Raw genomic sequence first — 22,495 nt, forward strand, 5'->3', positions numbered from 1 at the left:
GCTCGGCCTTCGAAAGCTCAGTCTTGCGCGTTCAATGCCGGCCGCGACCCGCCCGTAGCCCAATCGAGAAGCTCAATCGTGTGTACGACCGGAACTGACGTGCCACTGGCAATCTGCACCATGCAGCCGATATTGCCTGCGGCAATCATGTCCGGCTTGACGCTCGCGATGTTGGCGACCTTGCGATCGCGCAACCGGCCCGCAAGCTCGGGCTGGAGAATGTTGTAGGTGCCCGCCGAACCGCAACACAAATGGCTCTCCGGCACATCTTTCACCACGAATCCATTATTGGAAAGCAATTCTTTCGGAAGGCCCGTGATTTTCTGCCCGTGCTGCAACGAACACGCAGAGTGATAGGCGACGACGATGTTGTCCTTTCGCGCTGTGGCCGCGAGTCCAAGGCCGGCGACGTATTCAGTGATGTCCTTGGCGAGCGCGGAGACCTTCGCCGCATCGGCGGCAAACGCAGCATCCTCTCGCAGAAGATAGCCGTAGTCCTTGATCACGGTGCCGCAGCCGGACGCGGTCACCAGGATGGCGTCGAGCCCCTCGCCGGCCGCTTCCGCGCGCCACGCCGCGACATTGGCGCGAGCCCGCGCCAATGCGTCCTGGTCGTTGCCGAGGTGATGGGTCAGCGCGCCGCAACACTGCTCGTCCCTGACGAGGACGACCTCGATGCCGTGGCGCGTGAGGAGACTGATGGCGGCCTGGTTGATGCGCGGCGCCAGCACCTGCTGGGCGCAGCCCTGGAGCAGCGCGACCCGGCCGCGCTTCTTGCCGAGAGCCGCGAACACACTTCCAGCGGCGGGCCCCCGCGGCGGCAGCCGGCTCGGCGCCAGCGCCAGCATCGCCTTGAGGCGCAGGATCATGCCGGGCGTCGCCGATGGCCGGGGCGTCGGCAGGAATGCGGCCAGCGGGCGGGCCAGCCGTGCCAGCACCATGCTGGCGCGGAAACGCTGCGGGTCCGGCAAGACGAAGGCCAACACCCGGCGCAGCAGCCGCTCGGCCAGCGGCCGCTCGTAACGCTGCTCGATCCTGACCCGGGCCTGATCGACCAGATGCATGTAATTCACCCCCGAGGGGCAGGTCGTCATGCAGGCCAGGCACGACAGGCAGCGGTCGACGTGTTTGACCACTTCGGCCGTCGGCGTCTGGTCCTTCTCCAGCATCTCCTTGATCAGATAGATGCGGCCGCGCGGGCTATCGAGTTCGTCGCCAAGCAGCACATAGGTCGGACAGGTTGCGGTGCAGAAGCCGCAATGGACGCAGGCGCGCAGGATCTTGTCCGCTTCCGCGATGTCGGGATCGGCGAGCTGCGCGAGTGAAAATTCGGTCTTCATGCGGCAGCGCCCCGCGTCAGCCGGCCCCGGTTGAGGATGGTCTTCGGATCGAAACTGGCGCGGACCCGCTCGCTCAGCGCGGCAAGGCCAGGGGCTTGCGGGTGGAATACATCGATCGCGCGCCTAATGTCCTCGGCCGCCCGGATCAGCGTGGCGTGCCCGCCGGCTGCATTCGCACGTTCGCGCACGGCCGGGCCATGCGCGTCCGGCTTCGGTGGCAACGCCGCCCAGATCAGTCCACCGCCCCAATCGTAGATCAATTCGCCACCGGTCTCGCGCGCCAGCAGCGTCCCGAGCGCCGCGCCCGACGCCGGCGGACAGACGATCCGCCAGACCGGCCAGGCCCCCAGCGCGCCGCCAGCCGCGAACGGCAGGACATCGCGGATCGTGGTCCACAGCGCCGCTGACGCCGTGTCCTCGACGAGAGTCGCGGTTCCGAACGGCGCCAGCAATTCGCGCAGCGAGCCGGCACGGTGGGCGGCCGAGGCGGTAATGCCTTCGAGCCGCAGCACGGTCAGCGCCTCGCCTTGGTCTGCGATATCGCCGAGACCTTCGATCCTGGTCCGGAACGCCGATTTCGGCAGGTGCGCGGCCCCGGAAACGTCGAAGGGCGAGCCAAGCGCCGCCGTCATTGCCTTGTTCGCGGCGGCATCGTCGAGCCCGCGCAGCAACAGCGTCCGCTCGGCCTCCGGCTTCGGCATCACCTTCAGGGTGACCTCGGTCATGACCGACAGCGTGCCCCAGGAACCGGCGAGAAGCTTGCAGAGGTCGTAGCCGGTGACGTTCTTCACCACCTTGCCGCCGGTCTTGAAGCTGTCGCCGAAACCGGAGACGGCATGCGCCCCGAGCAGATGGTCGCGCGCCCCGCCGGCCTTGATCCGGCGCGGACCGGCCAGGCCAGCCGCGATCATGCCGCCGATGGTGCCGAGCGCGGGCGTGCCGAGCAGTGACGCCGTGTTCATCGGCTCGAAGGCGAATTGCTGGTTCTTGGCATCGATCAGCGACAGCACGTCGGCCAGCGGCGCCCCGGCCTGGAGCGTGACAATGAGTTCGTTGGGCTCGTAGGCGGTGATGGCATTCAGCGCGGAGACGTCGAGCACGGCGTTGGTCGCCATCGCATGGCCGATGCTACGCTTGGAGCCATGACCGATGATCTCGAGCGGCTGCTCATTGGCAATCGCCGCGCGCACCACCTCTTCGACGTCTTTGGCGTCTCGTACCTTGAGCGTATCCACGCCTGTAGCGGGTAACGAAGTTTGCAGCGAAAATCAAATTTGGCGCGTTGCAGCGAGGCGACGCTAGAATCGCGGGATGTCAGGAAACGCCAGCTTGCCGGCGTGGACGTGCATGCGGCCGAGCTCGGCGCAACGGTGCAGGGTCGGAAACACCTTTCCGGGATTGAGCAGGCCCTGCGCGTCGAAGGCGCATTTCAGGCGCTGCTGCTGGTTGAGGTCGATCTCGCTGAACATCTCCGGCATCAGATCGCGCTTCTCGATGCCGACGCCGTGCTCGCCGGTGAGCACGCCGCCGAACTCGACGCAGGCGCGCAGGATGTCGGCGCCGAAGGCCTCGGCGCGCTCGATCTCGCCGGGCTTGTTGGCATCATAGAGGATCAGCGGATGCAGATTGCCGTCGCCGGCATGGAACACGTTGGCGCAACCGAGCTGGTATTTCTCCGATAGCTCGCGGATGCGCGCCAGCGCCTTCGGCAGCGCACCGCGTGGGATGGTGCCATCCATGCAGAGATAGTCCGGGGAGATGCGGCCCACGGCGGGGAACGCAGCTTTCCGGCCGGCCCAGAACAGATTGCGCTCGGCCTCCGAGGTCGAGATCTGGCAGGTGGTCGAGCCGCAAGCGTTCGCAATCGTCTCGACCCGCGTGATCAGCTCGTCGACCTCGATCTTGGGACCGTCGAGCTCGATGATGAGGAGCGCCTCGACGTCGAGCGGATAGCCGGCATGGACGAAGGCTTCCGCGGCGTGGATCGCAGGCTTGTCCATCATCTCCATGCCACCGGGAATGATGCCGGCGCCGATGATGCGCGCCACGCATTCGCCGGCCGCCTCGACTTGCGCGAAGCCGACCATCAGCGCGCGCGCCGTCTCCGGCTTTTGCAGGATACGCACCGTGATCTCGGTGATGACGCCGAGCAGGCCTTCGGAGCCGGTGATGACGCCCATCAGGTCGTAGCCAGAGTTCTCCGCCGACTTGCCGCCGATGCGCAGGATCTCGCCGCTCATCAGCACGATCTCGCAGCCGAGCACGTTGTTGGTGGTCATGCCGTATTTCAGGCAGTGCACGCCGCCGGAATTCTCCGCGACATTACCGCCGATCGAACAGGCGATCTGCGAGGACGGATCCGGCGCGTAGTAGAATCCGGCATGGGCGACGGCCTGACTGATCGCGAGGTTGGTGACGCCGGGCTCGGTGACGACGGCGCGGTTGTCGAAGTCGATCTCGCGGATGCGCTTGAACTTGCCGAGGCCCAGGAGCACGCCGTCTTCCAGCGGCAGCGCGCCGCCGGACAGCGAGGTGCCGGAGCCGCGCGGCACCACTTTGATGCCCTGCCCTGCACAATATTTCAGGACGAGCGAAACCTGCTCGGTCGTGTCGGGCAACACCACGACCATCGGCGGCTGCCGATAGGCCGTCAATCCGTCGGATTCATAGGCCCGCATCTCGGCGGTGCTGTCGATCACGCCTTCGCCCGGCACGATTGCGCGCAATGCAGCCACGATCTCGGCGCGGCGCGCGAGCACGGCCTGGTCGCTCGCCGGCATCATGATGGCCATAACATTTCCTTCATGGCATTTCCTTCCGGCCGAGGCCGCACGATCGATTTGTCGCGGTAAATCAACCACGTCCGCGGTGGTTTGGGTAGGCCATCCGAAAGTCGGATCGACGATCCTGCGCGAGTTCGCTCTGGGACAAGTAGGAAATCGTGAAACCTGTCATAGCTTGGCGGCTTGTCCAATCCGGGCAGGCCTGCCAAAACCGGCAGGTCCGACCATTGCCGATCAGGCAAGCAACAGACCAGCCCCCAGGGAAGAGACGAAGAGCACCCGATGACAAAACTGATTTTTGGCGCATTGACCATCCTCACCGCGATTGCCACCGCACCCAGCGCGATGGCGCAGGACGTCGCGGCCGGCAAGTCGTCGTTCAACAAATGCCTGGCCTGTCACGCGATCGGCGAAGGCGCCAAGAACAAGGTCGGCCCCGAGCTCAATGGCCTCGACGGCCGCAAGTCCGGCACCGCGCCGGACTACAATTATTCCGACGCCAACAAGAATTCCGGCATCACCTGGAACGAGGCCGTGTTCAAGGAATACATCAAGGACCCCAAGGCCAAGATCCCCGGCACCAAGATGGCGTTCGCCGGCATCAAGAACGAGACCGAGATCAACAATCTCTGGGCCTATGTGTCGCAGTTCGACAAGGACGGGAAGATCAAGCAGTAAGCGGCTGAACGGCGGCCGCTAATCGGCGGCCGCCTGCGCCGGAACGATGTTTCCGATCATCGTCTCGATCTCGGTCTTCACGAGATCGGGCACCGCGTTCTGCACCATGTGGCCGAGATCCGGCAGCACGATCAGCTTCGCATTCTGCACGGTGGCGGCGAACGGGCGCGCGTGAATGTCGGTCTTCACCGTCTTGTCGGGTTCGCCGGCGATGATCGTGACCGGCGCCGATATCTCGCCGTAGCGCGCGACCTGCGCGGCGACCGCTTCCTTCAGGGTCACCAGATCATAGGCATTGGCGATGAACTCGCGCGGGCGCAGCAGCAGCGGCGTCGCGGAGTCCTGCACGAAGCCATCCGGCATCATTTGCGGCAGGAAGACGTTGCGCGCGCCGGGCTCGCTCAGGAAATAGCCCAGCGGCAGGGTTATGGTGTAGGCGAGCAGCGGGCCGATCACCGGCGTTGCGATGATCTCGTTGTAGCGGCCGACGCCGCCGCGCCAGGGATGGGTGACGGGCGCGAGCATGACAAGGCCCGCGACGCGGCCGCGATGATCGAGCGCCAGCCGCGCGCCGAGCGCACCGCTCCAGGAATGCACCACGAAGACCGCGCGATCGATCCCAAGCTTGCCGAGCGCCTCATCGATCATCCGCGCCTGCACCTCCGGCGTCGAATCCTGCCGCCGCGCCCGCGTGCTCCAGCCATGGCCGGGACGATCGATCAGTATGACGCGATGATCTCTGGCAAGGAGATCGCCGAGCGGCCGCCGCATCGCTTCGAGGTTGGAGCTCGCGCCGTGCAGCATCACGACCGGCAGGTCGGAATCGCGCGGGCCGATATCGACGAGGTGAAGCACCGCACCCTCGACCTCGATCATCCGGCCCTGCGGTGGAAAGGCGCGTTGCACGGCGAGGACGCCGGCCTGCGTGACCAGCGCCAGCACAACCAGCGCGGTCACGACTGACATCACGATCATGGATGGAATCCGGGCGATCCAGGGCACAGGGCAGTTACGTGGCTTGCAGGCGGCAGTTTCGCCCGGGGAGCCTCCGCGCTCCACTGGAAAGGCCGGGGCTGTGGATATGTGCATAATTCAAGCAGGAAAAAATGCAACGAAATCAATGGCACTTCTCGCGGTAAGTCAGCCCCGAACGGCTTCATGCAGTCGTCATCGCGGCTTCCTTATAATCGCCACGGTCGGTTCCGCCATTTAGACGCGGGTGGGCGCCGATCGTGCTCGCAACCCTCTGGGATGCGGGAAAGACCGGCAGGATTTATCCTGATTTGAACCGGAGAATTTCGATGAGCCTGAGATCCAAAGACACTGCGATCGACGAGATCGTGGCAAGCTGCAACGGCGACCTTCGCGGTGCCGTGCGCGCGCTGCTGCTGATCAACGAGCACCTCGAGACGGAGCTGGCGAAGGCCTACGCCGCAGCGGTCGATCGCGGCCTCGCCGAGCGCAGCGGCAACGTCTTGCACTAGGTCGCTGTCGACCTAATTGGTGCTGTCCTCGTCCTTTTCCTCGTCAGGCGTGGGTGGGGGACAGGCGCGGATGGTCGAACGGGCAAGCTTGGCGTCGGCCTTCGATTTGTAGGGACCGTCACCGAACCAGACGTCGCCGATGATCACGGGATTGCTGGTCACGATGTTGCATTTTCCGGTGGCGCGGTTGCCGACCACCCAGAACAGTCCGTCGGCAAGGCTCGCCGTGCCCGACGCCAGCAGCAATATACCTGCAAAGATCAAACGCTTCATGGCTGTGCTCCCGCCATGAAGGTAGGCCTGCGGCGGGGCCACCCATACCCCTCGTAAGGCGGCGCGTGTCATCGTGGTTAATCCGCCTGCGCCGCATTCGCTCGAGCAATGATCGACTTGTCCGCTAAATATCGCGGCCTTCGACCTTCTCGGTCAGCGACTTGACCTGGTCGGGGATCTTCTCGAGGTGCGGATTGACGGCGAGCGCCTTGCGGTAGGCCTCGAGCGCGCGCTTTTCGTCGCCGACCTCCTGCATGATCATGCCGAGGCCTGCGAGCGCGCCGAAATGGCGGGGCTCGCGGATCAGCACCTCGCGAATGTCGGCAAGCGAGCGGCCATAATCGTTCTGCATGTAGTAGAGCGTCGCGCGACGATTCCAGGCCTCGATATAGTCGGGCCTCAGCTTGACGACCGAATCCAGCAGCTTGATAGCAACCTCGATCTTCTTTGCGTCGACCGCGGTCTTGGCCCGCGCCATCAAAAGCGCCGCGGTGTCGCTCGGGGTCTGGATCCAGATCGCCCAGATCCGCGCCTCGACGTGCTTGGCGCTGGCTTCGTCGGGCGCAGCTTTCAGTGCGCCGAACAGGAAATCGAGATTCTTGGTGCGATCGACCTTGGGCAGCTTGGCCGGCGCTTCCGGAAGTTTCTTCTGCTTGCCGGGCGGGGCCGGCGGATTAATCTGCTGTGCCAGCGCAGGAGCGAGGCCGGCGGCTCCCAGTACGAGAGCCAGACAAAGGGTGCGCGCGACGAAGAATCTCACTGCCATGGTCGAAGTCTAAACGCGCAAAGCCGCCCTTGCAAAGCAGGGCGGCGTCAAACTCGTGTGAGACCGTGGTCTTGCGGGGCGCGCGCTGGCGTCCGGCAGGGCAATATCAGCCCTGACGCGCCTTGAAGCGGCGCTGCACCTTGTTGATCACATAGACCCGGCCCTTGCGGCGGACCAGGCGGTTGGCGCGATGGCGACCGCGCAGCGATTTCAGCGAGTTACGGACCTTCATGGCAGAATCCTGAACGTTCGAAAGGCCGTGTTCGGCACTACCGTTTCGGCACGCGCGAATGAGGCAAAATGAGATTTTCCCGCTGGCGGACCGACCGCCCGGGACGGGGCGGTTCTTAAGGCATGGGAGGACCGGATGTCAATGTTAACTGCCCCAATCCCACCCAGCAAATTCTTAAAAACAACCCCATGCAAAGTAGAAGCGGCCGGATCGGCCCAATCTGGCTCGGACGACGCCTGTCCTACAACGCCTTATCCCACAACGCCTTGCCAAGTTCGTTATATCATATAATCAATTCGGCAACCCGTCGGGAGGAAACCCATGCCAAAGCTGAAGCTGCCGAACATCGACGACGTCGTCGCCATCGACATCCATACCCATGCCGAAGAGCCCTGCGGCACCCATCCCGACGACGGCTATGACGATTTTCAGGCGCAGATGGCGGACTATTTCAAGTCGCCGCACAAGCATCCGCCGACCGTGCCGGAGACCGCCGCCTACTATCGATCCAAGAACATCGCCGCGGTGATCTTCCCGGTCGACGCCGAGCGCGAGACCGGCTTCCGCCGCTACAAGAATGAGGAGATGCTGGAGATCGCCTCCGACCATCTCGACGTTCTCATCCCCTTCGTCTCGATCGACCCGCACAAGGGCAAGCTCGGGGTGCGCGAGGCGCGCAAGCTGATCGAGGAATACGGGGTGCGCGGCTTCAAATTCCACCCGACCATGCAGGGCTTCTACGCCAACGACCGCATGGCCTATCCGCTCTATGAAGAGATCAACAATGGCGGCGCGATCGCGCTATTCCACACCGGCCAGACCGGGGTTGGCTCCGGCATGCCCGGCGGCATGGGGATGCGGCTGAAATATTCCAACCCGATGTACATGGACGACGTCGCGGCTGATTTTCCCGACCTCAAGATCATCCTCGCCCATCCCTCCTTTCCCTGGCAGGAAGAAGCACTGTCGGTCGCGACCCACAAACCGAACGTCTATATCGACCTCTCGGGCTGGTCGCCGAAATATTTCCCGCCGATCCTGGTGCGCTACATCAACTCGATCCTGCAGGACAAGATGCTGTTCGGCTCGGACTGGCCGGTGATCACGCCGGACCGCTGGCTGTCGGACTTCGCCAAGATCGAGATTCGCGACGAGATCCGGCCGAAGGTGTTGAAGGCCAACGCAAGGAAGCTGTTGGGGATCTAGAAAGCGCGTCGAGGGCTTCGATCCATTGACCGAAGCCCTCACACTTAGGTGCTCAATTCTCAGACTTGTGCGAGGCCTCCATCCACGAAGACCTCGCCGCCGGTCATGAAGCTGCTGTCTGAGGAGGCCAGGAACGCGGCCACCGCCCCCGTTTCGCTCGGGTCGCCCACACGCCCGAGCGGCGTCATGCTTCCAAGCGCGTCGAACGCTTCCTCGCCGACGATCTCCAGCGCCAGCTCCGTCTTGGTCGGCCCCGGGGACAGCACATTGACGCGAATGCCTGTGCCGCGCAGGTCCAGCGCCCAGCTGCGCGCCAGATTGCGGATCGCGGCTTTGGTCGCGCTGTAGACGCTGAATTGCGGCGTCCCCATCACGCCCGTGCTCGAACCGGTCAGGATGATCGATGATCCCTGCTTCATTAGCGGCAGGGCCTTCTGCACCGTGAACACCAACCCTTTCACGTTGATGTCGAAGATCTGATCGTAATGTTCGGGCGTGATCTCGCCGAGCGGCGCAAACAATCCGGTCCCAGCATTGGCGAACAGAATATCGAGCCCGCCGCGTTCGGCCTTCACCGCCGCGTATAACCTGTCGAGGTCGGACATATCCGTCACCGAGCCCCTGACGGCGCGCGCCGAGGAACCCAGCTGCGCCACGGCGGCGTCGAGCGGCTCCTGCCGCCGCCCGAAGAGATAGACGAACGCACCTTCGTCGATGAATCGCTTGGCGGCGCCAAGCCCGATCCCGGTTCCACCGCCCGTCACCACCGCCGTCTTGCCTTGTAGTCTGCTCATGATGTGCTCCTTCATTAGGGTTGCACTGAGCTGGCGGCGTACCCACCTATCGGCAAGTATGTACCTTTTGGTAAGTACCCTAAAATGTCGTCAGATCTTTCGGCCCCGATTCCGCCGGCGCAGGCTTCACCGCCCGCCCAGAATTGCACCCCGACCTTGCCCGGCTTCACGTGTGGCCTCGACGCGACCCTGCGGGTCGTCGCCGGCAAGTGGAAGCCGCTGATCCTGTACTTCCTCGCCCAGGGCGGGCCGACCCGCTATGGCGAGTTGCGGCGAGCCGTGCGCGACGTCAGCGACAAGATGCTGATCCAGCAACTCAAGGAGCTGGAGGCCGATGGTCTCGTGAAGCGGACCGACTACAAGGAAGTGCCTCCGCGGGTCGACTACAGCCTTACCGCTTTGGGCCACAGCCTGGCTCAGGCGCTCGTGCCGCTGTGCTCGTGGGGCACGGAGCACATGGCCGAGGTCAGCCGCGTCTTCGCCGAGCGCGACGCCTGGAATACCAAGAGGCGGTGATTCTGATGACCACGTTGTGCGATCAATTCACGCTTGCCAGATAGCCCGCCAAAATTCTCCGGCTTTCGCTGAGCGTCTCGATACGTTCATCGATCAGCCCGACCTGCTGCGTGAGTATTTTTCGTAGCTCGTTGCACGGCGTGAAAGTTGGATCGTTGTTCCTTACGCAGGGGAGCAGCCGCTCGATGGTTTCGAGCGTCATTCCCGCGCCGCCGAGCATCTTGATCCGCCGAACGGTTTCCTCTTCGGCCAGGCCATAGTCGCGGTAACCGGAATCGGTCCGCAGCGGCGCAAGCAGTCCTTCGCCTTCATAGTAGCGCAGCATTCGGACGCTGACCCCCGTCCGCCGGGAGAGTTCGCCGATTCTCATCTGAAGCCTCTTGACCCTGACAGTTCTGTCAGACCTTACAGACTTTGCTCGTCCAAGTGAATGCCACTTGTGAAGGGAGCAACGATGAAAGCCTACCATTTGAATGGCCATGCTGGTGCCGGCCGACTTGTGCAGGTCGACGTCAGCAAACCCGAACCCGCCAATGGCGAGGTCCGCATTCGGGTCGAAGCGGTAAGCCTGAATTACCGCGACCTCCTGATCCTGGACCGTGCAGGCCAAGGCGAGCTCAACGGCCGCGTACCGCTCTGCGACGGCGCTGGCGTCGTTGACGCCGTCGGCTCCGACGTCGTGCAATGGCAGGTGGGCGATCGTGTCGCCGCATCGTACTTTCGCGATTGGATCTCGGGGCCGTTCAAGGCGAGCTACATTGCCTCAGCGCTCGGCAGCAACGCCCTTGACGGAATGCTGGCTGAATATGTCGTGCTGCCGGCGACCGCGCTGGTCTCAGTGCCGGCGCATTTGTCCGCGGTGGAGGCTGCGACCCTGCCCTGCGCTGGCGTCACGGCTTTTCATGGCCTCGTCGCACGCGGCGGGATGGGCAAAGGCGATACGTTGCTGGTCCAGGGAACGGGCGGCGTCGCGCTGTTCGGCCTTCAATTCGCAGCGGCGCTGGGCGCGCGTGCGATCGTGATATCCTCCTCGAACGAAAAACTCGCCCGCGCCAAGGCGCTGGGCGGCTCGATCCTCATCAACTACCGCGACACGCCTGACTGGGATGTCGCCCTCATGAAGGCGACGAATGGCGCCGGCGCCAGTCACATCCTCGAACTCGGCGGTCCCGGCACCTATGACCGATCGCTGCGATCGGTCGCTTCGGGTGGCAAGATCGTTCAGATTGGAGTTTTGACAGGGTTCGGCCCCAAGCCCGACCTCGCGCGCCTTCAGTGGGAGAACGCCGACATCATCGGCGTCACCGTTGGATCGCTCGAACACTTTGCCGCGATGAATCGCTTCCTGACCGAACATGCTATCCACCCGATTGTCGATCGGATCTATGGTTTCGACGAGGTCGCCGAAGCATATGCGCACCTGCGGACCGGCTCACATTTCGGCAAGATCGTGATCAGATTCTAGAAACCAGGCGTCCAAGTCGCGTTTCCGTCTTGGATCGATACCGCGGCGCCTTGTATAGTTCGTGGACCGCAACGATCCCGGAGGACAGGTCAATTGAGCCTCAAAGCCGTTGTCTTCGATGCCTACGGAACGCTCTACGACATCCAGTCGGTCGCGGAGACCACCGAGGATGCGTTTCCGGGCTACGGTGAGATCATCACGCAGATCTGGCGGATCAAGCAGCTCGAATACACCTGGTTGCGCTCGCTGATGCGACGCTACCAGGACTTTGCAGCCATCACGCGCGACTCGCTTGCCTATACGCTGCGCGTGCTCGGGCTCGCTTACGAGAACGAGGCATTCGAGCGCGTGATCGAGAAATATCTGCATCTCGATCTCTATCCGGATGCGACGGCAGCGCTCACGGCTCTGAAACCGCGAAAACTCGCCATCCTCTCGAACGGCAGTCCGGACATGCTGAATGCGCTGGTGCGCAACTCCGGCCTCGACGCCCTGCTCGACGCCACGATCAGCGTCGACGCGAAGAAGATCTTCAAGCCTAGCCCGGAAGCTTACATGCTGATCGGCGAGGTGCTCGGCACCGCGCCGGACGAGGTGCTGTTCGTCTCCTCCAATCCCTGGGATGTCGCGGGCGCGAAAGCGTTCGGACTGAACGTTGCCTGGATCGAACGGGTGACGCCGGAAGCGATGGCGCTGGCTTGCGTCGAGAACGAACTCGTGGCACCGCTGACGATGTTCAAGGCGATCCGCACCCAGATGGACGAGCTCGGCTTTGCGCCGGATCATCGTGTCCGGACGCTCTCGGAGCTGCCAAGGATTGCTTAGGCATCGCCGCCCGCCCGTAGGTCTGGAATGAGCTGACTGGAATGAGCCTGGAATCCGTTCGCAATTTCTTCGCCGAAAAAGCCCCCGACATCACCGTTATCGAATCCCAGATCAGCTCCGCGACAGTGCCGCTGGCCGCGGAAGCCTATGGTGTCGAGCCCGGGATGATCGCCAAGACGCTGTCGTTGCGGATCGGCGAGCGCGTGATCCTGATCGTTGCAGCCGGCACTTCGCGCATGGACAACAAGAAGGTGAAGGCGGCGTTTGGCGGCAAGCCGAAGATGCTGGGACTTGAAGAGGTCGCGGAGGTCACCGGCCACGAGGTCGGCGGCGTCTGCCCGTTCGGACTGAAGTCGCCGCTGCCGGTCTATTGCGACGTCTCGCTGAAGGCGTTCGACGTGGTGGTGCCGGCCGCCGGCTCGACGCATAGCGCGGTGCGCATCACGCCCTCCCGGATGGCCGAGCTGACCGGGGCGGAGTGGGTCGATGTCTGCGAGGTCAGGTCCGAAGCGCGCTAATCATCCTCGTCGTAAGGCCGGGGCTGGGTCGCCGGAGGCGGCGGCGCATTGTTATAACGTGGCGCCGGCGCGGCGCGATTGCCCGGAACCTGCTGCTGCGGCGGCATCTGGTTGTTGGACTGGAACACGGCGCGACAACCGCTGGAGAGCTGTGACGTGTTCTGCCGCAAGCAGGCCGTAATGCGGCTCACATCAGGGATCTGGTCGCTGCACAGCCGCCACACATCCGGCGTGCAGGCCATCTGCTGCTCCATAGTTCCACGATACTCTTCAGCGGATGCAGCGCCCTGCGCGACGATGCCGCCGATCGCAAGCGCCACACCCAGCGCAATCCGCTCTGTTCGCATGTCCGATTCCTTCACGAGTCTCTCGAATTCTGTTCAATCAATGAGACGCGGAGAGGTTCTGGACCAACAAAAAAATGTGAAAACGAGCTAGGAACCTATTCGACCTTGCCGATCTTCTTCACCGCCGTAATCAGCCGCGCGCTGTCGACCGCCACGAACTCGGCGAACGCCGGTGCGTCCTGATAGGCGACGAGACTGCCCGACGTTTCGAAGGCCTTGAGCACGTCCGGGCTCGTCATCACCTGCGCCATCGCCTCGCGCAGCCGAGTCACGATCGGCGCAGGAAGAGCATTCTGTGCAAAGAGCCCGGCCCAGATGTACATCTCGACGTCCTTATAGCCGAGCTCCTGGAACGTCGGCACATCGGGGAAGCTCGCGATGCGCCGCGCACCGCTATTGCCGAGCACCCGCAGCTTGCCGTCGTCAACCTGCGGCTTCAGCGTGCCGGGAGCTGCTGCAATCGCCTGCACAGTGCCGCCGAGCAGCGCGGTCAGTGCGGGACCTGCGCCGCGAAACGGCACATGCAGCAGCTTGATGCCGGCGCTGTTTGCAAACATCTCCATCGCCACATGCAGCGTGCCGTAAGGCCCCGACGAACCATAGGTGATCTGGCCCGGCCGCTTCCTGGCGTCCTCGACGAAATCTTGCGCCGTCTTCCACGGCGCTGAGGCCGGCACCGCGAGCAGCGTGGGATCGGCCAGCACCCGTGCGATGGGCATGAACTGCGAGACCTCGTAGGCGACCGGACGATCGAACAGCCGGTCGGCCTCGGGCAGCACCGCGAGCGAGGACAGCGTCATCAGCAACGTGTAGCCGTCGGGCTCGGCGCGCGCCGCCGCGGCATTGCCGACGGATCCACCGCCACCGCCGGCGCGGTTGTCGACGATGACCGCCTTGCCGAGGATGCGCTCCAGCGCCTGTGCGACGGGGCGGGCCGCAAGATCCGCCTGGCCGCCGGCCGGAAACGGCACGATCATGGTGATGTTGCGAGCGGGATAGGCTTGCGCGAAAGCCGCGCTCGACAACGCAGGCAACAACGGCAATGCGGCAGCGGCGCGCAGGACATCGCGTCGATCCATGGCAGATTCCCCCTGTTTTCTTGTTTCGCTGCCAGCCTAGCGTGACCGTCCGCAAGAACAAGCCGCGCGCGCGGGATTAACGAAGCATTATCCATATTCCGCCCGGTCAGGAACGCCCCGAGGACTCTACCGTTGCCTCCCAGGGAGTGGAGCGATGAATAAACTTCAGACCATTGACGTGGCGTTGGACGAGATGCTGGTGAATCTCGCCGCGATCGTCTTGCGGCTTTCAAAGCCAGACGTGACGCGAACGCCGGAAGCGCGACGCGCCTTGGCGCAATCCGTGCATCAATACGCGGTCTGCGCGAAGCGCTCGAGCGACCCGCGTGTTCATGATTTGAAATCGCAACTGGAAGAGACGTTGAAGCCGAGCCTGCGCCTGGTCGTGCGTAATGGTGAGAAGGTGTCGTAATCGTACTACTGGGCGATATGCCGTAGGGTGGGCAAAGGCGCAAAGCGCCGTGCCCACCAATCATTCGCCGAAGTGCCCCACGATGTCACGCACATCCCCTCCCCAGTCCATGGGAAGGGTGCCTTGATCAACATGGCGGTGGAAGCTGCTGAAAGGCCAATCGCGCACACGCGTGACGAGGCCATGCTTCACCGGATTGAAGTGGATGTAGTCAACGTGCCGCTCCAAGTCGGCATCGTCACGAATTGCGTGCTCCCAAAAGCGGCGCTGCCAGATGCCCTTCTCTCGCTTCATCAATTTACTGATTGAACGCTCGCCGGCCTCCCGCCGCCGCGAAAATCCGCCCTTGATCAGATTCCATCGCGACGAAAAGTCGGCGTCATCCTCACGCAACGCCCAGATCGCATGGAGGTGGTCAGGCAAGATACAGATTGCGACGGTCTCGAACGGCCGGCGTTGCACGACCGTTCGGTAAATCTGACGTAGGCGATCAACTTGGTCGACGAGTAGCGTACTTGACCTATCGGCTAGCGCGACGGTGAAGAAGAACATGTTGCCTTGCGCTCGGCGATACTGAGGCACTTGCGATCCTTCGCATGAATTGGTGGGCACGCTTCGCTTTGCCCACCCTACCGCACCTACGCTGTTCGCTCGCTCTTCTTTGCGCGCCGCGTGCACGTACCCGGCAGCTTCGCCGCGAGAAAATCGCCGAGCGCCTCGACGCGTGCGGGGCGCGGGCCGCCGGGTGGCGTCACCAGATGCACGGCGCCTTCGGCCTGCTTCCAGTCCTTCAGGATCACCTCGACGTCGCCGGAGGAGATGGCGTCACCGACGATGAATTCCGGAAGGTCTGCGATGCCGAGACCGGCGATCAGAGCCGGCATCACCGCTTCGCCGTTGTTGACGCGGAGCTGTCCGCCTGGGCGTACACTCGCCTGCTCGCCGGCCGCGTTGGTGTAGTGCCAGACGTTCGGCGTCGAGAGATAGGTATAGCTGAAGCATTTGTGCGCGGCCAGATGCATCGGATGCGTCGGTCGTCCCTCGCGCTTCAGATAGGACGGCGCAGCTACCGTAAAGCGGGGCATCGTGAAGAGCCGCCTCGCAATCAACGAGGAGTCCGGCAGCCGCGCGATCCGCACCGCCATGTCAAAGCCCTCGCCGATCAAATCGATGGTCGCATCGCTCAAGTGCAGATCGACCGAGACCTCTGGATAAGCCTCAAAGAACTCCGGGAGCAACGGCGCCACCGCCTTGATCCCGAACGACATGGGCACGGCGAGCCGCACCAGACCCCGCGGCGCGACCGATTGCGCCAGCGCCTCGTTCTCCGCCGCCTCGCCGTCGGACAGCAGGCGCGTCGCACGCTCGGCGAGCTTATGCCCGGCATCGGTCAGCGCGAGCCGGCGTGAGGTGCGGTTGAACAGCCGGGCGCCGAGCCGCTCTTCGAGGCGCGTGACCGCCTTGGACACCGTCGCCTTGGACATCGCGAGCTCGCCCGCAGCCCCCGCAAACGACCGTAATTCCACGACTTTTGCGAAAATCGCGAGCGCCTCGAAATCGGGAAGTTTGGCCATGAAAGCAGATCCAATTGGGCTGTTTAAGGAAACAATATGTTTCAACAGTTTCTATTTCTATACCACAGGCCGAGGCTTATCCAAGGGTCATCAGAAATTCAGGACCGGAGAAATCCAATGACCAAGAAGCTCTCAGGCAAGGTTGCCCTCGTCACCGGCGGCTCGCGCGGTATCGGCGCGGCCTCTGCCCGCGCACTCGCCGATCAAGGTGCGGATGTTGCCATCAGCTACGTCGCCTCTCCCGAAAAGGCGGAAGCGGTCGTCACCGAGTTGAAGGCCCGGGGCGTCAAGGCCCGCGCCTTCAAGGCCGACCAGGCCTCGGCCAAGGACGTGACGCAGCTCGTCAACGACGTCGCGAAGGAGTTTGGCCATCTCGACATCTTGGTCAACAATGCCGGCGTCGCGAGCGGCGGCGCGATCGACGACGCCAATGCCGACACCGAGGCGCTCGCTCGACAGGACGCCGTCAACGTGCATGGCGTGATCGCGGCGATCCGCGCCGCTTCCCAATTGATGGGCGAAGGCGGCCGCATCGTCACCGTCGGCTCGATGCTCGCCGACCGCGCCTCGTTCCCGGGCCTTGCGGACTACGTCGCCACCAAGGCCGCCGTGGTCGGTTACACCAAGGGCGCCGCACGCGATCTCGGCCCGCGCGGCATCACCGTGAACGTGGTGCAACCCGGCTCGATCGACACCGACATGAATCCGAAGGACGGCGGCGAGTTCGCCGAGACCCAGCGCAAGCAACACGCGCTGCAGCGCTTCGGCCGCCCCGAGGAAGTCGCGGCCGGAATCGTCTTCCTCGCAAGCCCGGAAGCCTCCTTCGTCACCGGCACGGTGCTCAACGTCGACGGCGGTTTTGGCGCCTAGGCGCCACCGTCCCAACATAAGGAATCACGCAGATGATCGAACTCAGACCCTTCGCAAAGCTCGGCGGCGCCGATCACGGCTGGCTCAACGCCAAGCATCATTTCTCCTTCGCAAGCCATTATGACCCTGACAACATGGGTCACGGCGCCTTGCGGGTATGGAACGACGACGAGATCGCGCCGAACACCGGCTTCCCTGCCCATCCCCACGCCAACATGGAAATCATCACCTATGTGCGCGAGGGCGCGATCACCCATCAGGACAGCCTCGGCAACGAAGGCCGCACCGAGGCGGGCGACGTGCAGGTGATGAGCGCCGGCAGCGGCATCCGCCACTCCGAATATAATCTCGAGCCGACCAGGACACGTATCTTCCAGATCTGGATCGAGCCGACCGCGCGCGGCGGGCAGCCGACCTGGGGCTCGAAGCCGTTTCCGAAAGGAGACCGCTCGGGCAAGCTCGTCACCATCGCGAGCGGCTTCGAGAACGACACGGACGCGCTGCCGATCCGCGCCGATGCGCGGGTGCTCGCCACCACGTTGAAGGCGGGCGAGAGCGCGGAGTACGCGCCGCACAAGTCGCGGCACCTTTATCTCGTGCCCGCGGCGGGGTCGGTCGAGATCAACGGCGTGCGCGTCAACGCCCGCGACGGCGCCGCGATCCGTGACGAGGACAGGCTGAAGATCACGGCACTGGAAGATTCCGAGATCGTGCTCGTCGACGCGGCCTAACGGCTCTCACCGTCATGGCGGGGCTTGTCCCGGCCATGACGCCCCGACACCGCTCCATCAAATCTGCATCCAACGGAGACCATCATGACCAAAGTTCTCGTCCTTTACTATTCCGCCTATGGCCACATCGAAGCGATGGCCAATGCCGTTGCCGAAGGCGCGCGCGAAGCGGGTGCCACCGTCGACATCAAGCGCGTGCCCGAGCTGGTGCCGGCCGAGGTCGCCAAGGCGTCCTATTACAAGCTCGACCAGGCTGCCCCCGTCGCCAAGATCGACGACCTCGCTAACTACGACGCGATCATTGTCGGCACCGGCACCCGCTTCGGCCGGATGGCCTCGCAGATGGCGAACTTTCTGGACCAGGCTGGTGGGCTTTGGGCCAAGGGCGCGCTGCACGGCAAGGTCGGCGGTGCCTTCACGTCGACTGCGACCCAGCATGGCGGGCAGGAGACGACGCTGTTCTCGATCATCACCAACCTCTTGCATTTCGGTATGACCGTGGTCGGCCTAAACTACGGCTTCGCTGGCCAGATGAAGCTCGATGAAGTCACCGGCGGTTCGCCGTATGGCGCCACCACGATCACCGGTGGCGACGGCAGCCGCCAGCCCAGCGCCAACGAGCTCGCCGGCGCACGTTATCAGGGCCGCCAGGTTGCGGAGACGGCCAAGAAGCTGCACGGCTGAGCTACACGGCTGGTGCGAGGGGAGCGCCCGTCAGCGCATCCCCTTGCCAATCGCCTGCGCCGCAAAGGCGGCGAGCCTGGGGTGACGGCGCAGGCCCTGCGCGGCGTGGTCACGCCATGCGAAGGGCATGCCGCGCCAGGACAGCGGGACGCTGACATCGGTTAGCGGTACCGGCTTGGCGCCGAAGCGGCGCTTGTAGCCCTGGTTGCCGATGCTGAGGTCGAAACGGCGCGCGCCCTGCGCATGCAACGCCGCCATGGTGCGCTCGGTCACGAGCAGCCCCGGCGAGCAGCTCGACCAGGAATCGCCGGCGTGGCTGATGCGCAGGAGAAAATAGGTCGCACCAAACCTGACGCCGAGCGTGGTGGCGACAACGGCCTCGTCGCACACCAGCGCCGAAATGACGGCGTAACCGTCCGCGACGCCCTGGCGGGCGACCTCGCGATAGAACTGCGCATGGGTTTCGTCGTTGAGGACGAAGCGCGAGCCGAGCTTTCGCATGCGCGCCTGCTGCTGGGCATCCATCACGTCCAGCAGCTCGCGCGCACGCGCGACATCAGTGGCGATCTCGAATCGCGCCCCGGCGTGACGGCTGAAGACGCGCCAGCAGCGCGGCATCTGCATGCGCTTGATCGAGGCCTGGTAATCTTCATAGTCGTCGCCAGTCAGCACGAGGTTGCCGTTGAGCGAGCAGGAACCGATCCGGCCGAGCGACACCAGCGGGTTCGGGTTGCCCCCGATATGGGCCGGCATCTTCCTCAGGCGCAGCAGGTCGAAGCGGTCCGGCAATGCGCGCAATGCGTCGATCAGCGCCTCGCCGATCGCATCCGTCGCCGCCGCGTCCAACGCGGCATCGAGCGCCAGGATCGGCGCGTTGTTATCGGAGACGCCGAGATCGGCGAATTCGACGATGCGGATGCCGCGCCTGAGGTGGCTGATCATCGGCACCATTGCGATGTCCCTGCCGGTCGTGGCATCGGAGATCAATGCAATCAGCGGCGAGAAATCGTGGAACGCCTCATACCAGGCACCGAGCCAGTATCCATGCTGAAATGCAGTGCGATGGCCTGCATTCAGGCGCGATGCGGCCTGCCGCCAGTCACGCACAAAATCGACCGCGATTCCCGACGTGCTGGACACAAGACCATCTGGTTGCTCGACGCTGAGGATCGTCATCCGCGGGACATACGGTTACTGGGTGTTTCCAGATAGATTGTGTTTTGTTGCAGCCACAAGTTACCTCACTGCTTATCGTTAAGCCGAAGCCACTGCGGCCGCACCCGGCTGCGACAAACCGTCAGGGGCCGGTTCCGTTTCCGCGACGCATTGGAACCTGGCCAGGAAGTGCAGGCCGGCCACGGCGACGGCGAACATGAACCAGATCGGATTCTGCCGTTCGAGCAGGAAGGTCTCGGTGGCCCCGTAGTACAGGCCGAACAGCCACACGGTCAGGAACAGCTTTGCTAACGCACCGCTGCGGTTGTGAGTTCGGGCCGACTGGAAATTGCCGAGCGGCGCGAGCACAAAGATGAGGATCACCAGCAACAGCCCCGGCAGGCCGATGGTGACCGCGAGGTCGAGATAGCTGTTGTGGCTGTGCGCCGCGCTCGTCGCCCATTCGGCGCCCTGGGCGGTCTGCCGCGCGGTCACATCGTCCCAGAACGCGGCATAGCCGTGACCGATGATCGGCTTCTCGGCGACGGCTGCGAGCGCGAACTCCCAGATGGCGGAACGGCCGGTGAAGGTGGGATCGAGCGGAAGCAGCCGCGTCATTGCCCCGAGCGCCGGACTCACGACGCTGCCGACCGTCAACAGGTTCATCACGATCAGCGGCACGAAGCAGATGATCCGCTTCAGCCACAGGCTTGGTGTGACGCAGACCAGCGAGGCGAGCGCGTAGATCGCAAGGCATAGCACTGAAGAGGTCTTGCCGCCGGTGAAGATCAGGAAGATTCCGGCCAGCGCGGCGATGGCCGGACCCATCACGAACGAGCCGACGGCGGACAGATAGATGCCGACATAGACCAGGATGGTCATCACCGGCGAGGCGATGTTCTTGTGGCCGAAGCTGCCGCGCCAGTCGCCGGCCAACTGCGGCTCGGTGACATCGAGTGCGGTGTGCATCGAGTGTTGCGGCGCAAGGAAGACGCCGAGATAGCAGAGCATAAGCAGGACGAGCGCGGCGCCTCCGAGACACAGATTGAAGCTGCGCTGCGTCGGCGGCAGCAACGGCAACAACACCGCGAGCGACATCACGCTGGCTGCGAGCACGAAGCGCTGCATCGAAACTCCGCGATTCTCGGAGAAGACGATGTTGATCAAGAGCCAGCCGACCAGGCAGAGATGCAGCGGCGTCACCAGCGTCTTCAGCGCGGGCGCATCCGCCGCGGCGACGAACAGCACCGCGACCGCGGCCAGCAGGCCCCAGGAGACATAGGTGAGCGCCATCCGTCCGCCGACGACGGTGGTGACATCCTCGTTACGCAGGTCCGGAAACGGATCGAGCGTCACCAGCACGAGGAGCAGGGCTGCGACTGCGACGAGGCAGCGCGCCGCCCGCACGGCGTTGACCCCCGCAAGCCCATCGCGCAGGACGCCGCCGAACGATCGGGCCTCGACGTCGGTCATGTCAGTGGCGCTGCGATCCATGGCTCGAGGCTGGTGGTGAAGCCGGAGGGAAGCTCACAGTCTTAGCCGATCCCTGTTAAGCATCCGTCAACCAGTTCAGCGGGGCTCTGCGGCACCGCCTGCTGCCGCACGATGCTTCGCGCGATCTCGTAATATTGCAGCGCGCGCTGTTCCAGCGTGAGATTGTCGAGCACGAAGCCGCGCGGATCGAACGCATCAGCGGCACACCCGGCCCAGAACTGCTCCCAACCCGCCTCGAACCCGGCGATGTCGACGAACTTGGCGCCGCAACGATCGTCCCAGTACGGCACCGACGACACCGGTGCGAACTGGACGCGATGCGGATAATAATCGGGGTCCCGCCAAGGGCCGCCGGGATCCCAGGCAAGCACCGGCACGCCGCAAGACAAGGCCTGCTGATAGGCGATGCCTTGGCTCTCGTTCTGGCACAGGAAGATCATCGCACGCGATTGCGCGAGCGCAGCCCGATAGTCTTCCTCCTTGTAGCTGCCGTAACGCAGCTCGATGAACGAGCGGCCTTCCTTCGTGAGCCGGGCGCGGACGGGTTCGATCAACTCCGGCGCATAACGCTCGCGGTTCCAGTGCACCTTGTCGTAGATCAGGACGTCGACACTCTTTTGCGACGTCGGCGACGGTGCCCAGAGATCCGTGTCGATGCCGATCGGCCAAGCCTCCGTCTCGGGCCAATGCGGCCGATACATGTCGGCGTACCAGGGGCCCGGCACCACGACCTTCTTGACAGGCAAGCGCTTGAACAGGTCGGGATCGTCGAGCGGATGATTGTGGGCGGCGACGCCGAGCAGGATCGGATTTTTCCAGGCGAACTTGTCGAGCAGGAAGGTGCGGCCGATGATGCAGGCGAGTTCGCCCGGATGCCGCGCGATGTAGCTGTAGTCGTTGACGCGATAGCGGATGCCGAGCCGATCGAGCCCCGCACAGAGATTGAGGAACACGCGGAGCTGCCCGCTCATGCGCGGTTCGCCGAGCAGCATGCGACGCGCCATGCGCCGCAGATGCCGGTCGCCGGGAAACCAGCGATCGTCCTTATCCTCGTAGAACAGGTTGAGGACCATGTCGTCGGGATCGTAGTCGAATGTCTTTGCGGGCACTGGGTCCATCCGCGGCAGCCAGGTTGCGCATTCTCGCATGGGACCGGCTGTCGCACTCTTCCAAATTTGCCACAGGCTTAATGCCGGCGGCTTAACGCTAATTGACGAAACCAACGCTGCGGTAGCCGTCGCGGCGACGTTTTTTTCCCAATGTGAGTAT

27 protein-coding genes are annotated in these 22,495 nt (G+C 63.9%); 11 read left to right on the plus strand and 16 right to left on the minus strand.

From position 1 onward, the window contains the following. Positions 1 to 17 precede the first annotated feature (17 nt). The 3 genes from glcF to ABIB66_RS19185 form a co-directional block, all read right to left on the minus strand. The gene (gene glcF, locus ABIB66_RS19175; RefSeq protein ID WP_354208265.1) at positions 18 to 1,340 is read right to left on the minus strand and encodes a glycolate oxidase subunit GlcF; all 1,323 of its coding nucleotides are present in this window, start codon (positions 1,338 to 1,340) and stop codon (positions 18 to 20) included. Beyond that, positions 1,337 to 2,575, minus strand: coding sequence for an FAD-binding protein (locus ABIB66_RS19180; RefSeq protein ID WP_354208266.1), 1,239 nt, complete (start codon positions 2,573 to 2,575; stop codon positions 1,337 to 1,339). The genes glcF and ABIB66_RS19180 overlap by 4 nt, the downstream gene beginning before the upstream one ends. 63 nt (positions 2,576 to 2,638) lie before the next feature. Next, positions 2,639 to 4,132 (minus strand): FAD-linked oxidase C-terminal domain-containing protein, encoded by a 1,494-nt coding sequence (locus tag ABIB66_RS19185; protein ID WP_354208267.1) that lies wholly within the window; start codon positions 4,130 to 4,132, stop codon positions 2,639 to 2,641. 273 nt (positions 4,133 to 4,405) lie between these two features. Here ABIB66_RS19185 and cycA point away from each other — a divergent pair, with 273 nt between their 5' ends. After that, the gene (cycA, locus tag ABIB66_RS19190) at positions 4,406 to 4,801 is read left to right on the plus strand and encodes a cytochrome c-550 CycA (RefSeq protein WP_027520444.1); all 396 of its coding nucleotides are present in this window, start codon (positions 4,406 to 4,408) and stop codon (positions 4,799 to 4,801) included. An 18-nt stretch (positions 4,802 to 4,819) separates the two neighbouring features. Here the strand turns inward: cycA and ABIB66_RS19195 are convergent, their stop codons facing one another. Beyond that, positions 4,820 to 5,776, minus strand: coding sequence for an alpha/beta fold hydrolase (locus ABIB66_RS19195; RefSeq protein WP_354208268.1), 957 nt, complete (start codon positions 5,774 to 5,776; stop codon positions 4,820 to 4,822). A 326-nt stretch (positions 5,777 to 6,102) separates the two neighbouring features. Here ABIB66_RS19195 and ABIB66_RS19200 point away from each other — a divergent pair, with 326 nt between their 5' ends. Continuing rightward, the gene (locus ABIB66_RS19200) at positions 6,103 to 6,285 is read left to right on the plus strand and encodes a hypothetical protein (protein WP_275172373.1); all 183 of its coding nucleotides are present in this window, start codon (positions 6,103 to 6,105) and stop codon (positions 6,283 to 6,285) included. Between the two features lie 12 nt (positions 6,286 to 6,297). Here ABIB66_RS19200 and ABIB66_RS19205 read toward each other — a convergent pair whose 3' ends face one another. The 3 genes from ABIB66_RS19205 to ykgO all read right to left on the minus strand — a co-directional run bounded on the left by ABIB66_RS19205 (position 6,298) and on the right by ykgO (position 7,556). After that, positions 6,298 to 6,558: a hypothetical protein gene (locus ABIB66_RS19205; RefSeq protein ID WP_354208269.1), complete on the minus strand. Its 261-nt coding sequence runs from the start codon at positions 6,556 to 6,558 to the stop codon at positions 6,298 to 6,300. Between the two features lie 124 nt (positions 6,559 to 6,682). Next, positions 6,683 to 7,324 (minus strand): tetratricopeptide repeat protein, encoded by a 642-nt coding sequence (locus ABIB66_RS19210; protein ID WP_275171081.1) that lies wholly within the window; start codon positions 7,322 to 7,324, stop codon positions 6,683 to 6,685. 106 nt (positions 7,325 to 7,430) lie between these two features. Next, complete coding sequence (gene ykgO, locus ABIB66_RS19215; RefSeq protein WP_006611362.1) at positions 7,431 to 7,556, minus strand: type B 50S ribosomal protein L36; 126 nt, start codon at positions 7,554 to 7,556, stop codon at positions 7,431 to 7,433. 321 nt (positions 7,557 to 7,877) lie between these two features. Between ykgO and ABIB66_RS19220 the strand changes: the two genes are divergently transcribed. Continuing rightward, a complete protein-coding gene (locus ABIB66_RS19220) occupies positions 7,878 to 8,762 on the plus strand; it encodes an amidohydrolase family protein (protein ID WP_027565452.1) in 885 nt (294 codons plus the stop codon). Between the two features lie 59 nt (positions 8,763 to 8,821). On the opposite strand, the gene ABIB66_RS19225 is transcribed toward ABIB66_RS19220, so the two are convergent. After that, a complete protein-coding gene (locus ABIB66_RS19225) occupies positions 8,822 to 9,556 on the minus strand; it encodes an SDR family NAD(P)-dependent oxidoreductase (protein ID WP_275171080.1) in 735 nt (244 codons plus the stop codon). A 156-nt stretch (positions 9,557 to 9,712) separates the two neighbouring features. On the opposite strand from ABIB66_RS19225, the gene ABIB66_RS19230 reads away from it, so the two are divergent. Next, positions 9,713 to 10,072 carry a winged helix-turn-helix transcriptional regulator gene (locus ABIB66_RS19230; protein ID WP_354208365.1) on the plus strand — a complete coding sequence of 120 codons (360 nt, stop codon included), beginning with the start codon at positions 9,713 to 9,715 and terminating at the stop codon, positions 10,070 to 10,072. 22 nt (positions 10,073 to 10,094) lie between these two features. On the opposite strand, the gene ABIB66_RS19235 is transcribed toward ABIB66_RS19230, so the two are convergent. Next, positions 10,095 to 10,442, minus strand: coding sequence for a MerR family transcriptional regulator (locus ABIB66_RS19235; RefSeq protein WP_354255221.1), 348 nt, complete (start codon positions 10,440 to 10,442; stop codon positions 10,095 to 10,097). A gap of 84 nt (positions 10,443 to 10,526) precedes the next feature. On the opposite strand from ABIB66_RS19235, the gene ABIB66_RS19240 reads away from it, so the two are divergent. The 3 genes from ABIB66_RS19240 (at position 10,527) to ABIB66_RS19250 (ending at position 12,880) form a co-directional block, all read left to right on the plus strand. Next, positions 10,527 to 11,537 carry a zinc-dependent alcohol dehydrogenase family protein gene (locus ABIB66_RS19240; RefSeq protein WP_275171077.1) on the plus strand — a complete coding sequence of 337 codons (1,011 nt, stop codon included), beginning with the start codon at positions 10,527 to 10,529 and terminating at the stop codon, positions 11,535 to 11,537. A 93-nt stretch (positions 11,538 to 11,630) separates the two neighbouring features. Next, positions 11,631 to 12,362 (plus strand): haloacid dehalogenase type II, encoded by a 732-nt coding sequence (locus ABIB66_RS19245; RefSeq protein WP_354061418.1) that lies wholly within the window; start codon positions 11,631 to 11,633, stop codon positions 12,360 to 12,362. A gap of 41 nt (positions 12,363 to 12,403) precedes the next feature. Further along, positions 12,404 to 12,880 carry a YbaK/EbsC family protein gene (locus ABIB66_RS19250; RefSeq protein ID WP_354208271.1) on the plus strand — a complete coding sequence of 159 codons (477 nt, stop codon included), beginning with the start codon at positions 12,404 to 12,406 and terminating at the stop codon, positions 12,878 to 12,880. Here the strand turns inward: ABIB66_RS19250 and ABIB66_RS19255 are convergent. Next, positions 12,877 to 13,227: a hypothetical protein gene (locus tag ABIB66_RS19255; protein ID WP_354208272.1), complete on the minus strand. Its 351-nt coding sequence runs from the start codon at positions 13,225 to 13,227 to the stop codon at positions 12,877 to 12,879. The two genes, ABIB66_RS19250 and ABIB66_RS19255, sit on opposite strands and share 4 nt — an antisense overlap. Positions 13,228 to 13,322: 95 nt before the next feature. Beyond that, positions 13,323 to 14,306, minus strand: a complete 984-nt coding sequence (locus ABIB66_RS19260; protein WP_275171074.1) for a tripartite tricarboxylate transporter substrate binding protein — start codon at positions 14,304 to 14,306, stop codon at positions 13,323 to 13,325. A 154-nt stretch (positions 14,307 to 14,460) separates the two neighbouring features. On the opposite strand from ABIB66_RS19260, the gene ABIB66_RS19265 reads away from it, so the two are divergent. Continuing rightward, on the plus strand, positions 14,461 to 14,718 hold the full coding sequence (locus ABIB66_RS19265; RefSeq protein ID WP_275171073.1) for a hypothetical protein: 258 nt from the start codon (positions 14,461 to 14,463) through the stop codon (positions 14,716 to 14,718). 60 nt (positions 14,719 to 14,778) lie between these two features. On the opposite strand, the gene ABIB66_RS19270 is transcribed toward ABIB66_RS19265, so the two are convergent. Both ABIB66_RS19270 and ABIB66_RS19275 read right to left on the minus strand, forming a co-directional pair. After that, complete coding sequence (locus ABIB66_RS19270) at positions 14,779 to 15,300, minus strand: REP-associated tyrosine transposase (RefSeq protein WP_473307715.1); 522 nt, start codon at positions 15,298 to 15,300, stop codon at positions 14,779 to 14,781. A 56-nt stretch (positions 15,301 to 15,356) separates the two neighbouring features. After that, a complete protein-coding gene (locus ABIB66_RS19275) occupies positions 15,357 to 16,292 on the minus strand; it encodes a LysR family transcriptional regulator (RefSeq protein ID WP_275171071.1) in 936 nt (311 codons plus the stop codon). A gap of 117 nt (positions 16,293 to 16,409) precedes the next feature. On the opposite strand from ABIB66_RS19275, the gene ABIB66_RS19280 reads away from it, so the two are divergent. From ABIB66_RS19280 to wrbA, 3 genes are all read left to right on the plus strand, one after another. Then, on the plus strand, positions 16,410 to 17,162 hold the full coding sequence (locus tag ABIB66_RS19280) for an SDR family NAD(P)-dependent oxidoreductase (protein ID WP_354208273.1): 753 nt from the start codon (positions 16,410 to 16,412) through the stop codon (positions 17,160 to 17,162). A gap of 32 nt (positions 17,163 to 17,194) precedes the next feature. Next, the gene (locus ABIB66_RS19285; RefSeq protein ID WP_354208274.1) at positions 17,195 to 17,893 is read left to right on the plus strand and encodes a pirin family protein; all 699 of its coding nucleotides are present in this window, start codon (positions 17,195 to 17,197) and stop codon (positions 17,891 to 17,893) included. Positions 17,894 to 17,977: 84 nt separating this feature from the next. Further along, positions 17,978 to 18,577 carry an NAD(P)H:quinone oxidoreductase gene (gene wrbA, locus ABIB66_RS19290; RefSeq protein ID WP_354208275.1) on the plus strand — a complete coding sequence of 200 codons (600 nt, stop codon included), beginning with the start codon at positions 17,978 to 17,980 and terminating at the stop codon, positions 18,575 to 18,577. A gap of 30 nt (positions 18,578 to 18,607) precedes the next feature. Here the strand turns inward: wrbA and ABIB66_RS19295 are convergent, their stop codons facing one another. The 3 genes from ABIB66_RS19295 to ABIB66_RS19305 all read right to left on the minus strand — a co-directional run bounded on the left by ABIB66_RS19295 (position 18,608) and on the right by ABIB66_RS19305 (position 22,335). Next, on the minus strand, positions 18,608 to 19,753 hold the full coding sequence (locus ABIB66_RS19295; protein WP_354255224.1) for a GNAT family N-acetyltransferase: 1,146 nt from the start codon (positions 19,751 to 19,753) through the stop codon (positions 18,608 to 18,610). Between the two features lie 78 nt (positions 19,754 to 19,831). Then, on the minus strand, positions 19,832 to 21,226 hold the full coding sequence (locus ABIB66_RS19300; RefSeq protein ID WP_354208277.1) for an O-antigen ligase family protein: 1,395 nt from the start codon (positions 21,224 to 21,226) through the stop codon (positions 19,832 to 19,834). A 41-nt stretch (positions 21,227 to 21,267) separates the two neighbouring features. Further along, the gene (locus ABIB66_RS19305) at positions 21,268 to 22,335 is read right to left on the minus strand and encodes a glycosyltransferase (protein ID WP_354208278.1); all 1,068 of its coding nucleotides are present in this window, start codon (positions 22,333 to 22,335) and stop codon (positions 21,268 to 21,270) included. Between the last annotated feature and the right edge of the window lie 160 nt (positions 22,336 to 22,495).

Origin of the sequence: Bradyrhizobium sp. F1.13.3, from assembly GCF_040548265.1 — a bacterium.
Classification (GTDB): domain Bacteria; phylum Pseudomonadota; class Alphaproteobacteria; order Rhizobiales; family Xanthobacteraceae; genus Bradyrhizobium.

Coding starts and splice junctions, on each gene's coding strand:
- wrbA (WP_354208275.1), top strand. CDS start 17,978: ATGACCAAAGTTCTCGTCCTTTACTATTCCGCCTATGGCCACATCGAA.
- ABIB66_RS19225 (WP_275171080.1), bottom strand. CDS start 9,556: ATGAGCAGACTACAAGGCAAGACGGCGGTGGTGACGGGCGGTGGAACC.
- ABIB66_RS19260 (WP_275171074.1), bottom strand. CDS start 14,306: ATGGATCGACGCGATGTCCTGCGCGCCGCTGCCGCATTGCCGTTGTTG.
- ABIB66_RS19300 (WP_354208277.1), bottom strand. CDS start 21,226: ATGGATCGCAGCGCCACTGACATGACCGACGTCGAGGCCCGATCGTTC.
- ABIB66_RS19295 (WP_354255224.1), bottom strand. CDS start 19,753: ATGACGATCCTCAGCGTCGAGCAACCAGATGGTCTTGTGTCCAGCACG.
- ABIB66_RS19200 (WP_275172373.1), top strand. CDS start 6,103: ATGAGCCTGAGATCCAAAGACACTGCGATCGACGAGATCGTGGCAAGC.
- ABIB66_RS19280 (WP_354208273.1), top strand. CDS start 16,410: ATGACCAAGAAGCTCTCAGGCAAGGTTGCCCTCGTCACCGGCGGCTCG.
- ABIB66_RS19285 (WP_354208274.1), top strand. CDS start 17,195: ATGATCGAACTCAGACCCTTCGCAAAGCTCGGCGGCGCCGATCACGGC.
- ykgO (WP_006611362.1), bottom strand. CDS start 7,556: ATGAAGGTCCGTAACTCGCTGAAATCGCTGCGCGGTCGCCATCGCGCC.
- ABIB66_RS19255 (WP_354208272.1), bottom strand. CDS start 13,227: ATGCGAACAGAGCGGATTGCGCTGGGTGTGGCGCTTGCGATCGGCGGC.
- ABIB66_RS19195 (WP_354208268.1), bottom strand. CDS start 5,776: ATGATCGTGATGTCAGTCGTGACCGCGCTGGTTGTGCTGGCGCTGGTC.
- cycA (WP_027520444.1), top strand. CDS start 4,406: ATGACAAAACTGATTTTTGGCGCATTGACCATCCTCACCGCGATTGCC.
- glcF (WP_354208265.1), bottom strand. CDS start 1,340: ATGAAGACCGAATTTTCACTCGCGCAGCTCGCCGATCCCGACATCGCG.
- ABIB66_RS19185 (WP_354208267.1), bottom strand. CDS start 4,132: ATGGCCATCATGATGCCGGCGAGCGACCAGGCCGTGCTCGCGCGCCGC.
- ABIB66_RS19235 (WP_354255221.1), bottom strand. CDS start 10,442: ATGAGAATCGGCGAACTCTCCCGGCGGACGGGGGTCAGCGTCCGAATG.
- ABIB66_RS19220 (WP_027565452.1), top strand. CDS start 7,878: ATGCCAAAGCTGAAGCTGCCGAACATCGACGACGTCGTCGCCATCGAC.
- ABIB66_RS19250 (WP_354208271.1), top strand. CDS start 12,404: ATGAGCCTGGAATCCGTTCGCAATTTCTTCGCCGAAAAAGCCCCCGAC.
- ABIB66_RS19205 (WP_354208269.1), bottom strand. CDS start 6,558: ATGAAGCGTTTGATCTTTGCAGGTATATTGCTGCTGGCGTCGGGCACG.
- ABIB66_RS19240 (WP_275171077.1), top strand. CDS start 10,527: ATGAAAGCCTACCATTTGAATGGCCATGCTGGTGCCGGCCGACTTGTG.
- ABIB66_RS19265 (WP_275171073.1), top strand. CDS start 14,461: ATGAATAAACTTCAGACCATTGACGTGGCGTTGGACGAGATGCTGGTG.
- ABIB66_RS19210 (WP_275171081.1), bottom strand. CDS start 7,324: ATGGCAGTGAGATTCTTCGTCGCGCGCACCCTTTGTCTGGCTCTCGTA.
- ABIB66_RS19275 (WP_275171071.1), bottom strand. CDS start 16,292: ATGGCCAAACTTCCCGATTTCGAGGCGCTCGCGATTTTCGCAAAAGTC.